This is a genomic window from Mesorhizobium sp. M2A.F.Ca.ET.067.02.1.1 (assembly GCF_004023285.1).
In the GTDB taxonomy this organism is placed as follows: Bacteria; Pseudomonadota; Alphaproteobacteria; order Rhizobiales; family Rhizobiaceae; genus Mesorhizobium.
The window spans coordinates 1-9991 of the sequence record NZ_RZSB01000145.1; the positions used below are offsets into that span (position 1 = coordinate 1).

General features: G+C 64.2%; 13 protein-coding genes. 5 read left to right on the forward strand and 8 right to left on the reverse strand.

The genetic code is table 11. From position 1 onward, the window contains the following. Positions 1-780, forward strand: a 780-nt coding sequence (locus tag EOA28_RS13015) for a helix-turn-helix transcriptional regulator (RefSeq protein WP_148670704.1), incomplete at its 5' end; no start/stop codon positions are given. A 115-nt stretch (positions 781-895) separates the two neighbouring features. Then, complete coding sequence (locus EOA28_RS13020; RefSeq protein WP_127251746.1) at positions 896-1459, forward strand: dihydrofolate reductase family protein; 564 nt, start codon at positions 896-898, stop codon at positions 1457-1459. 97 nt (positions 1460-1556) lie between these two features. Here EOA28_RS13020 and EOA28_RS13025 read toward each other — a convergent pair whose 3' ends face one another. The 7 genes from EOA28_RS13025 to EOA28_RS13055 all read right to left on the reverse strand — a co-directional run bounded on the left by EOA28_RS13025 (position 1557) and on the right by EOA28_RS13055 (position 7585). Beyond that, a complete protein-coding gene (locus EOA28_RS13025) occupies positions 1557-2492 on the reverse strand; it encodes a ribose-phosphate pyrophosphokinase (protein ID WP_126081663.1) in 936 nt (311 codons plus the stop codon). 190 nt (positions 2493-2682) lie between these two features. After that, complete coding sequence (locus EOA28_RS13030) at positions 2683-3300, reverse strand: hypothetical protein (protein WP_127251745.1); 618 nt, start codon at positions 3298-3300, stop codon at positions 2683-2685. A gap of 55 nt (positions 3301-3355) precedes the next feature. Beyond that, entirely contained in the window at positions 3356-4507 is a 1152-nt protein-coding gene (locus tag EOA28_RS13035; RefSeq protein WP_042647462.1) for a Xaa-Pro peptidase family protein, read from the reverse strand. Then, on the reverse strand, positions 4507-5295 hold the full coding sequence (gene pgeF, locus EOA28_RS13040) for a peptidoglycan editing factor PgeF (RefSeq protein ID WP_127251744.1): 789 nt from the start codon (positions 5293-5295) through the stop codon (positions 4507-4509). The genes EOA28_RS13035 and pgeF overlap by 1 nt, the downstream gene beginning before the upstream one ends. Before the next feature lie 86 nt (positions 5296-5381). Continuing rightward, the gene (locus tag EOA28_RS13045; protein ID WP_127251743.1) at positions 5382-6449 is read right to left on the reverse strand and encodes a class I SAM-dependent methyltransferase; all 1068 of its coding nucleotides are present in this window, start codon (positions 6447-6449) and stop codon (positions 5382-5384) included. Further along, positions 6446-7300 carry a prolipoprotein diacylglyceryl transferase gene (lgt, locus tag EOA28_RS13050; protein WP_127251742.1) on the reverse strand — a complete coding sequence of 285 codons (855 nt, stop codon included), beginning with the start codon at positions 7298-7300 and terminating at the stop codon, positions 6446-6448. Before lgt ends, EOA28_RS13045 begins: the two co-directional genes overlap by 4 nt. A gap of 102 nt (positions 7301-7402) precedes the next feature. Further along, positions 7403-7585 (reverse strand): hypothetical protein, encoded by a 183-nt coding sequence (locus tag EOA28_RS13055; RefSeq protein WP_127251741.1) that lies wholly within the window; start codon positions 7583-7585, stop codon positions 7403-7405. Between the two features lie 148 nt (positions 7586-7733). Here EOA28_RS13055 and EOA28_RS13060 point away from each other — a divergent pair, with 148 nt between their 5' ends. The 3 genes from EOA28_RS13060 (at position 7734) to EOA28_RS13070 (ending at position 9228) form a co-directional block, all read left to right on the forward strand. After that, the gene (locus EOA28_RS13060; RefSeq protein ID WP_128314936.1) at positions 7734-8036 is read left to right on the forward strand and encodes an accessory factor UbiK family protein; all 303 of its coding nucleotides are present in this window, start codon (positions 7734-7736) and stop codon (positions 8034-8036) included. Between the two features lie 313 nt (positions 8037-8349). Further along, complete coding sequence (locus EOA28_RS13065) at positions 8350-8850, forward strand: YbjN domain-containing protein (RefSeq protein ID WP_040989643.1); 501 nt, start codon at positions 8350-8352, stop codon at positions 8848-8850. A gap of 18 nt (positions 8851-8868) precedes the next feature. Further along, positions 8869-9228: a tRNA-binding protein gene (locus EOA28_RS13070; RefSeq protein ID WP_127251739.1), complete on the forward strand. Its 360-nt coding sequence runs from the start codon at positions 8869-8871 to the stop codon at positions 9226-9228. Here EOA28_RS13070 and EOA28_RS13075 read toward each other — a convergent pair. Continuing rightward, positions 9220-9991 (reverse strand): glycosyltransferase (locus EOA28_RS13075; protein WP_148670705.1); only part of this gene is annotated, 772 nt, incomplete at its 5' end. The two genes, EOA28_RS13070 and EOA28_RS13075, sit on opposite strands and share 9 nt — an antisense overlap.

The window sequence follows — 9991 nt, forward strand, 5'->3', positions numbered from 1 at the left end:
GGGCCGGCGGTGGCGCTGCCGCCCGAATACCCGGACGGCTATCACGTGCCGCAACACCGCCACAGCCGCAGCCAGCTTTTGCATGCTCTGGTGGGGGTGGTGTTGGTGACGACGAAGCACGGGCGCTGGATGGTGCCGCCCGACCATGCGATGTGGATACCGGCCGGCACCGAGCATTCGGTCGAGATGCTGGGCGACGTCTCGATGCGCTCGGTCTATGTGATGCCTGATGCCATTGCCGGTCTGCCGGAGGGATTGCGCGTCGTCGGCATCACCGAGTTGATGCACAGCCTGATCGTTGAATCGGAGAAACTGCCGCAAGGCGGCGAGCTCGAAGGGCGGGCAGCGCTGGTCATGGGACTGCTGCTGCACGAAATCCCGAACCTGCCGGAACGCCCGCTTGGGTTGCCTTTCCCGTCCGATCCGAAGCTCGCGGCGCTTTGCAGGCGCTTCGTGGCGGCTCCTTCGCCGCACGCCACGATCGACGAGTGGGCGGATGCCGCAGGCATGAGCCGGCGCACTTTCACCCGCGCTTTCCAGCGCCAGACCGGGCTGTCGCTTTCGACCTGGCGCCAGCAGGCCTGCCTGTTCGCCGCGCTGCCAAGGCTCGCCGATGGCGAGCCGATCACCAGGGTGGCGCTCGATCTCGGCTATGACAGCGTGCCGGCCTTCACCACCATGTTCAAGCGCATGCTCGGCGCTTCGCCGCGCGGCTATATGCGCGGCGCGCGCGATGCCGGTGAAAACCCGCGCCGCACAGGCGGCCCGCTTGCTGCGTGAAACCGAGCCGCGGCATCGGGTCGAGGCATCGCATCTCCGGGTTCCATCCGGACTTCCGGTTGCAAGTTGCAATCAGATATGGTTCTTTGCGGGGGCGCGAAATCGGAGGAACGCTATGGCGACGATCGTCTATGCCATGCTGACATCGCTCGATGGCTATATCGCCGGCCCGAGCGGAGACATCGAACTGCCGGTCCCCGAAGAGGAACTTCATCAGCATTTCAACGACGAGATGCGGCGGACGTCGATCGCGCTCTGCGGACGCCGGATGTATGAGACAATGCGCTTCTGGGACAGCCCGGAGCGTGAGATCGCCGCCGAGGAGGTGGAGCGGGATTTTGCCCACGCCTGGCGTGAAACGCCGAAGATCGTGTTTTCGACCACGCTTCAGGAAGTCGGGCCAAATGCCCGTCTGGTGAAGGAGCATGCCGAGGCGGTGGCAAGGTCGCTCAAGGCGGACACGGACGGCGAGATTTCCGTTTCCGGCGCCGAGCTTGCTGGGCACCTTGCACGCGCGGGCCTGATCGACGAATACCGGCTCTATATGCATCCAATCGTGCTCGGCGGCGGCAAGCCGTATTTCCAGTCCGGCCTGTCGCTGGCGTTGAAGCCGCTCGGCACGGAGCGCCTTGCACAAGGCGTGACGCTGCTGCGTTACGCGCCCATCGAAATCGACTAGAGCGATTCCAGGAAAAGTGTGAGCGGTTTTCCGTCCGGAATTGCGCAAAAACAAAGAGATAGAGCGGTTCGCCGTTTCCGTGAAACGGTGAAACGCTCTAGTCGAACAGGCTCGAGACCGACTCTTCCGTCGCCGTGCGTGAGATCGCCTCGCCCATCAGGTCAGCGATCGAGATGACGCGGATGTTCGGTGCGTCGAGCACGCCCTGCGTCGGCTGGATGGAATCGGTGATCACCAGCTCCTGCAGCTTCGAGCCGGCGATACGGGCGACGGCGCCGCCCGACAGCACGCCATGGGTGATGTAGGCGGTGACGGACGTCGCGCCGTTGGCGAGCAGCGCGTCGGCCGCGTTGCAAAGCGTGCCGCCGGAATCGACGATATCGTCGATCAGCAGGCAATCCTTGCCGGCGACCGCGCCGATGATGTTCATGACTTCCGATTCACCGGGGCGCTCGCGGCGCTTGTCGACGATGGCCAGCTGCGCGTCGAAACGCTTGGCCAGCGCGCGCGCCCGCACCACGCCGCCGATGTCGGGCGACACGACCACGACATTGCCGAGCTGCTTGTACTTGGCCTTCACGTCGCGGGCCATCACCGGCACCGAGAACAGATTGTCGGTCGGAATGTCGAAGAAGCCCTGGATCTGGCCGGCATGCAGGTCGAGCGTCAGCACGCGGTCGGCGCCGGCGCGGGTGATCATGTTGGCGACCAGCTTGGCCGAGATCGGCGTGCGGCCGGAGGCGCGGCGGTCCTGCCTTGCATAGCCGAAATAGGGGATGACCGCCGTGATGCGTCGCGCCGAGGAGCGCATGAAAGCGTCCATCATGATGAGCAGTTCCATCAGATGGTCGTTGGTCGGATAAGAGGTGGACTGCAGGATGAAGACATCCTCGCCGCGCACGTTTTCCTGGATCTCGACGAAGATTTCCTGGTCGGCGAAGCGCCTGACGCTGGCCTTCCCTAGCGGGACGTTGAGATAGCGAGCGACCGCTTCGGCCAGCACCCGGTTGGAATTGCCCGCGAAAAGCTTCATGCACCGTTCCTGGTGAAGGATGGAGAGACCCGAGAGACTCTCAACGAGCCTTTTAAGCGGGCTTTTAGCGGCCCGCGCCGGTATTGCAAGCCTCGTTATCGGGAATCCCTTCGGCGACTGCAACAAACAAGCAAAACATCGCAAGCCGGCAACAGTTTGGCCGGCAACAGTTCGGCCGGCTACCGTACGGTCAACCGGCGCCGCCGCTGCCGAGCCACGCGGCGAACTGGTCGATCGTCTGGTCGGCGATGGCCTGCATGGTCGCGGGTGCCACCGCGGGCCAGCCCTCGCCGCTGCCGACCGTGGGCGCTTTCTGCTGGCCGTTGATGCGATGCAGGCGGTTCCCCGAGGGGTCGTAAATGTCCCAGACATAGATGACGGTGGTGTCCTTGCCCTCGGACATCGTCGAGAAATAGCCTTTCAGCACATGCGTCGCCGTCTGGTCGGTGCTGCCGACAAGCGTCAAGCCGCGTTGCTTGGCGCGGGTCTGCAGTTCCGCCGTCAACGGTGCCGCCACGTCCACCGATGCGCCGACGATCGGCGCCACCTGCAACCGTGTCTTGGCCAGGGCAGCGGTCTGGGCCGATGTCCTGGGTGACGCTGTGATGGAAGGCGCGGGAGAAGGGGCAGGCGCGGTCGTGGTCGGGGTTGTGGCCGTCGTCGATGTGCCCTGCGGGGCGGCCGAGGACTGGGCCGAGCTCGCCGGCGGAGTGATGGCCGAAGGTTCGAGCACGTCCTTGGCGTTGGTGCAGGCGCCGAGCGCCAGCGCTGCAAGCAATGACACGGTCGTCATCCGCGATCGTCTCATTTGCTTGAAAACTCCCTAGTGGCGAACGCCCCCGCGTGAACCAACCATTATGGATTCACTGCACGATCAAGTCGAGATCATGGCGCGACAGCGGCTTCGGCGCCGATTCCGTGGTGAGGTAGGTGCGGCCGAGCGTCATGGCCGTCTCGGTCTCGGAGTCCATGATGATCATATGCGCGAATAGCGTCATATTGGGCGCGATCGGCTCCGGATTGCCTTGGTAGAACATCGGCATGTCCATCCAGGATGGCGTGAAGCGGGCGCCGACCGAGTAGCCGCAGGCGTTCAGCCGGTGCTTGGTCAGATTGTGCGCTTCGAGCGTGCGGGCATGCGCGTCGAAGACATCGCCGAAGGTGTTGCCCGGCGTCATCGCCTTTTCGACCGCGAGCAGCGCGGCTCGGGAAGCGTCGAACAATTCCTGATGGCGCTTCGACACCTTGCCCGTCAAAATGGTGCGCATCATTGGGGCATGATAGTGGTGGAACACGCCGGCCCATTCAAGCGTCAGCTGGTCGTTCTTGGTAAGCTTGCGGCGGCCGGCCTTGTAGCGGCAGAGCAGGGCATCGGCGCCTGAGCCGATGATGTATTCGTTGGCCGGATAGTCGCCGCCGCCGGCAAAGACAGCGCCCTGCATGGCGGCGAGGATCAGCCCTTCGTCACCACCCTGCTTGATCAGCGGCAGGGCGGCATCGAGCGCGTCGTCGGAAAGATTGGCGGCCTTTTCCGCCTTGGCGATCTCGGCCGGGCTCTTGAACAGGCGCAGCCGGCCGACGATGCCGGAGGCATCGGCGATCTGGCCGAAGGTCTGCAACTGCTCGTCTAGGCGGCGGCCGTTATAGGCGGTCAGGCCATGGGTGTCGTATTCGACGCCGATGCGGGCGCCGAGCAGATCGAGGTCGTTGAGCAGGTTGCGCAGGTCGATTGCCGGGTTGGCGCCCTGACGATCGGTCCAAAGCACGATGTTCTCGATGGTCGAGGTATGGCGCGCTTGCCTCAGATCAGCCGAGCGGGTGAGCAGCACCATCGAGCCGTCGGCCTTCACCACCAGGCACTGGAAGAAGCAGAAGCCGAACGTGTCGTAGCCGGTCAGCCAGTACATGCTCTCCTGCGCGAACAGGAGCACGGCGTCGAGCTTCTTTTCGGCCATCTCGATCAGCAGCCGGTCACGCCGCGCGTCGAATTCCGAACGTTCGAAATGCAGCGCCATTACTCTTTCTCCAGAACGATTGCCGAAACCTGGCGCCCGTAATCCGCTTCCTTGCGGTGTGTGGTGCGCCGGTAGGAATAGAAAAGGTCTTCTTCCGCGTAGGTGCAGCGGCCAAGCCCCTCGGCGGTCACGCCGGCCTTGCGCAGCCGGTCGACCGTATATTGGTTGAGGTCGAACATCGAGTGGCCGACAGTCCTGGATGGGCTGAAATAGCGTTCATTGCCGGCGTCGGCCTCGACGAAGCGGGCGACAAATTCCGGCCCGACCTCGTAATTGTCGGGCCCGATCGAGGGGCCAAGCACGGCGACGATGCGGTCGCGGCGGGCGCCGAGGCCTTCCATCGCCGCGACGGTGTTCTCGAGCACGCCGGTGAAGGCGCCCTTCCAGCCGGCATGGGCGGCGCCGATGACGCGCGCCTCGTCATCGGCAAACAACACCGGCCCGCAATCGGCGGTCGATGCGCCGATGGCGATGCCCGGACGATCGGTGACGATGGCGTCGGCTTTCGGGCGAGGGCCGGCGAAGGGTTCCCTGGCGACAACGACATCCGGCGAGTGGATCTGGTGCGCGGTCAGCAGATGGTCCGCGGGCACACCCATCCAATCGGCGACGCGCCGCCGGTTCTCGGCGACCAATGTCTGGTCGTCGCTGGAGCCCGTGCCGATGTTGAGGCCCCGATAGATGCCGTCGGAGACGCCGCCGATGCGGGTGAAGTAGCCGTGGCGCATGCCTTGCGCCTTTTCAAGCAGCGGCGAGCGTACTGGATCGGGTCTGGTCTGATTCAGCATGGTTGGGTTTGTCGTCCGTGCAAGGCGGGTTCGTCAAGGCGAAGTTCGGAGACGAGCGGGCCAGCCACCGAGGCCGCGCGCCGATCTCAGCCGCCTTTCGCCTTCGGCAGGACCTTCATCACCTTGAACAACTCGCCCATGGCGTCGGGGCCGGCCAGGCGTTCGACCGCGTCCGATATGACCTGACGTGTTTCGGCATCGGCATCGGCGCCGAGCGTTCCGGCACGTTCGAGCAGGCCCATGCCGAGCAGGAATTCGCCCTGGGTCGACAATTGAACATCGTGACCGTGCGCCCGCGCGATGTCGGCAAGTGCGGCGAAATCGACATGGGCGGTGAGGTCGGCTTCGCCTGGATCGGCCAGAACGTCCTCGCGCTTGTGACGGCGCAGCGCCTGGAAAGTGTCGCCGATCCCCTGCTGCAGATGGCCGTAGTCGATGAAGAGGCCGGCGCCGCCCTGGCTGGCTATGCGTTCGGCGATCTGCGCCATCAGCGCCGAACGGGCAGGCGCCACTTCGACGATGGCGCCTTGCGGCGCATTGGCGGCGCCAGGGGGCAGCAGCGCCGGGTCGACGGATCCCGCGCCGGCGAAGAAGTGCAGCTCATCGGCGCCATCGAGGCCGACCACGCGCTCGCGCCAGCCCGTGCCGACATAGACGAACTGCCGGATCGGCACCGCGTCGAACAATTCGTTGCCGACGATGAAGAGCGGCTGCGGCGGCAGCGTGTCGATGGTCTGGTACCAGGCAAGCGCCGCGTTTTGACCGGCAAGAGTCTGCCTCTGTATCTCAGCCAGGCGCGGGCTGGTCTCGACCATGGCAAAGGAGGCTCTGGCCACCAGCGCCGGGTCGAGACGCGACCAAGTGCGCAGCATGTCCTTCATCAGCGTGCCGCGGCCGGGGCCGATCTCGGCAAAGGTCGCGGGCAGGGGCCGGCCGGCGCCCTGCCAGGCCTGGTAGAGCCAGACGGCGACGAGCTCGCCGAACATCTGGCTGATCTCAGGCGCAGTGATGAAGTCGCCGACGGCGCCGAAGGGCTCGCGCGTCGTGTAATATCCCTCCTCGGGATCGAACAGGCAGAGCGCCATATATTCGCTGACCGGGATCGGCCCCGCCGCGCCGATCAGGCCTTTGATGCGTTCCTTCAGCCGGGTCATGCCGCCCGCGGCTGTGGCGTCGGCTTTGCCGTGACCATGGCCCAGATGCCGGCGAGAACCATCGGCGTGGACAGGATCATGCCCATGGTCAGCCAGCTGGTGCCGAGCAGATAGCCGAGCTGCTGGTCGGGCTCGCGGAAGAACTCGACGAAGATGCGCGACAGGCCGTAGCCGCAGATGAAGGCGCCGCCAACGAAGCGCGGCGTCTTCAGTTTCAGGCGCGAATGGGTAAGGAAGCGCAGCACCAGGAACAGCACCAGGCCCTCGAGCAAGGCCTCGTAGAGCTGGCTTGGGTGGCGGGTGAACGGGCCGCCATTGGGGAATTCGATCGCCCAGGGCACGTTTGACGGCCGGCCCCAAAGCTCCGAATTGATGAAGTTGGCGACACGCACAAGACCGAGCCCGACAGGCACGCCTGCCGACACCACATCGAACAATGTCCAGGTCGGAATGCGGCGCTTGAGCGAAAACAGCGTCATGGCGAGGATGACGCCGAGCAGGCCGCCATGGAAGGACATGCCGCCCTGCCAGACGGCGAAGATGTCGAGCGGATGCGCGATATAGCGCGGCAGGTCGTAGAACAGTACATAGCCGGTGCGCCCGCCGAGCACGACGCCGATCGCCGCCCAGACGATGAAATCGTCAAGGTCCTCGGGCTTCATCGGCAGGTGGCCGTCCGGCCAGAGGTGGGCGTTGGTGACCAGCCGTTTGGCATACCACCAGGCAAAGAGGATGCCGACGATGTAGCCGACGCCATACCAGTGCACAGCCAGCGGCCCGATTTTGACGATGACCGGGTCGATGTCGGGGAAGGGCAGGGAGGCCAGCGGCAGCAGGAAATATTCGCTCAACAGGGTCTCCAGGGCGCGGTCATGTTCGGGCGCGGACCATGCGGCAGGGTTTTGGCGGGGTCAAGGCAACGGCAGCGCGGCAAATCTGACTTTGGGACGCAGCTAATCGCCGTTACGTGGCGGCTTTGGCTTTTGGCCTTGGGCCAATTCCCTGTATTTGGCTTCCAAGCGGTCAAACACCTCTTCGGCAGGCATTGTCCGCTTTGCTTCGACGTCGCTGATGCCCTTGGCGAGCGCTGCGTCTAGTGCGGCAATGCGCTTTTCCGAACCCCCAGTGTTGGGCATCTCACGCTCCCGTTCGACACATCCTATCAGATAATAACGACAACGACGGACACGGTGAGATCAAATCGTAACCAGGTGAGCACGCCGCAATGCGCTTGCATTCCACGCCGCGCGCCACTACGTCAAAACGACAAAGCGAGGATCTGCCATGGCGACCGGACCGAACCGCATTCTCGACGAATTCGCAAAGATCATGACCGACGCCGCGGGTGCCGCGCAGGGCGTTCGGCGCGAAGTGGAGACGGCGTTCCGGGCGCAGGCCGAGCGCATGCTGAATTCCATGGATGTGGTGCAGCGCGAAGAATTCGAGGCGGTGCGCGAGATGGCGGTCAAGGCGCGGGAAGACAACATCCAACTGGCGACGCGCCTCGAGGCGCTCGAGGCCAGGCTCGCCGATCTGACCGGACAGGCCGCACCTGCGGGTGCCGCGATGCCCCGCGCAAAAAAATAATCGTTAAACTTTTCCACATAGCGCGATCCGAAAAATCGCTTTGCCGTGAATCGCTTACCGGCATTGCATGAATCTTTGTGACAGCCACCTTTCCACATGCGGATGACCCGGTGCGAAAAATTGGGCTGTTCACGCGACTCCCGATCAATAGACTGAATTTGTTGCATGATTCGAAGCAGGGTCATGCGCCGGGCGGTGGGGTCCGGTTGGGTCTTTGCGTTGGAAAGTCCTGACCGTCCGAGTTCTAGACAAGATTGTTCGTCGTGTGTGCCCCGCGGAGCGTGTGGCGCTCCCCTGAACACAGGAAGCATTCATGGAACTCCTCGAACTCGAATTCTCCCGCGAAATCCACCCGGTGGACGTCATCGAGCAGGTGGCCCACAACAATGACTGGTCCTTCGAGCGCGCCGGCGACGACGAGATTTCGATTTCGGTGGCCGGCAGTTGGACCGACTATCATGTCTCCTTTTCCTGGATGGAGGATTTCGAGGCGCTGCACCTGGCCTGCGCTTTCGACATCAAGGTGCCGGAGACGCGCGCGCTGGAAGTGATGCGGCTGTTGTCGCTGATCAACGAGCAGATGCTGTTCGGGCATTTCGACCTCTGGGAGCAGGAAGGTGCGATCATGTTCAGGCAGTCGCTGCTGCTTGCCGGCGGGGTCGAGCCGTCGAGCCAGCAGGTCGAGGTGCTTCTATCGTCGGCGCTCGAAGCTTGCGAATGCTATTTCCAGGCCTTCCAGTTCGTCGTCTGGTCGGGTACATCGGCCAAGGACGCGCTCTCCAGCGTGCTCTTCGAGACCCATGGAAACGCCTGAACCAAGCCGATATCGCCGATGAGTTCCAGCAGCGAGCGCAAGCCCGAGATCAGCTTTGCCGATTTCGACCGTGTCGATATCCGTGCCGGCACGATCGTCGAGGCCGAGCCGTTTCCGGAAGCGCGCAAGCCGGCAATCAAGCTGAAGATCGATTTCGGCCCGGCGATCGGGGTGAAGAAGTCGTCGGCGCAGATCACCAAATACTACGCGCCGGAGACGCTTATAGGCCGGCAGGTCTTCGCGGTGGTCAATTTCCCGCCGCGCCAGATCGGTCCGTTCATGTCGGAGGTCCTCACGCTCGGCTTTCCCGATGAAGAGGGCGCGGTGGTGCTCGGCGCCATCGAGCGCAAGGTGCCGGACGGCGGGCGCCTATTCTAGGACGAGCCTAGGGCGACCCGGAGCCACCCTGTCCTGATCGGCGCGCTTGCTTGACATGCCCAGTGCTTCCTCGACTACGTCCAGGAACATCTCGGCGCAGGCCTTCCAGCTGTAGCGCATGGCGCGCTGGCGTGCTTCGGCGCGATCGACGTCAAGCGCCTTCATCGCCGCCTCGCCCAGGTCGTTCGACACGGCTCCGCCGACGCCATCGCCGACAATGTCGATCGGTCCGGTCACCGGATAGGCGGCCACCGGCGTTCCGCTGGCCAGCGCCTCGATGATGACGTTGCCGAAAGTGTCGGTGCGGCTCGGAAACACGAGCACATCGGCCGAGGCGTAGATCTCGGCCAGCTCGTCGTTCGGGCGATGGCCGAGGAAATGCGCGTCGGGATAGCGCGCCTTGAGTTTTGCCAGTTCCGGCCCTTCGCCGACGATCACCTTGCTGCCGGGCAGGTCGAGATCGAGGAAGGCGGTCAGGTTCTTTTCGATCGCGACGCGGCCGACGCACAGGAAGACCGGGCGCGGAAATCCGGTTTCCTTGCGCTTGTCGGGCCGGAAATGGTCGGTGTCGACGCCGCGCGTCCAGGGCCTCAGCTTGTTGAAGCCGCGCGCCGCGAGATCGTCGGCCAGCGATTGCGTGGCGACAAGCGTGCCCTGTCCGGAATTGTGGAAGTCGCGCAGCCAGTTGTAAGCCCAGCTTTCCGGCACCGGCAGGCGGGCGCTGAGATATTCGGGAAAGCGCGTGTGGTAGCTGGTGGTGAAG

Coding starts and splice junctions, on each gene's coding strand:
- EOA28_RS13025 (WP_126081663.1), bottom strand. CDS start 2,492: ATGAAGCTTTTCGCGGGCAATTCCAACCGGGTGCTGGCCGAAGCGGTC.
- EOA28_RS13060 (WP_128314936.1), top strand. CDS start 7,734: ATGGCGACCGGACCGAACCGCATTCTCGACGAATTCGCAAAGATCATG.
- EOA28_RS13070 (WP_127251739.1), top strand. CDS start 8,869: ATGAGTTCCAGCAGCGAGCGCAAGCCCGAGATCAGCTTTGCCGATTTC.
- EOA28_RS13035 (WP_042647462.1), bottom strand. CDS start 4,507: ATGGCGCTGCATTTCGAACGTTCGGAATTCGACGCGCGGCGTGACCGG.
- EOA28_RS13055 (WP_127251741.1), bottom strand. CDS start 7,585: ATGCCCAACACTGGGGGTTCGGAAAAGCGCATTGCCGCACTAGACGCA.
- EOA28_RS13065 (WP_040989643.1), top strand. CDS start 8,350: ATGGAACTCCTCGAACTCGAATTCTCCCGCGAAATCCACCCGGTGGAC.
- pgeF (WP_127251744.1), bottom strand. CDS start 5,295: ATGCTGAATCAGACCAGACCCGATCCAGTACGCTCGCCGCTGCTTGAA.
- EOA28_RS13045 (WP_127251743.1), bottom strand. CDS start 6,449: ATGACCCGGCTGAAGGAACGCATCAAAGGCCTGATCGGCGCGGCGGGG.
- EOA28_RS13020 (WP_127251746.1), top strand. CDS start 896: ATGGCGACGATCGTCTATGCCATGCTGACATCGCTCGATGGCTATATC.
- EOA28_RS13030 (WP_127251745.1), bottom strand. CDS start 3,300: ATGAGACGATCGCGGATGACGACCGTGTCATTGCTTGCAGCGCTGGCG.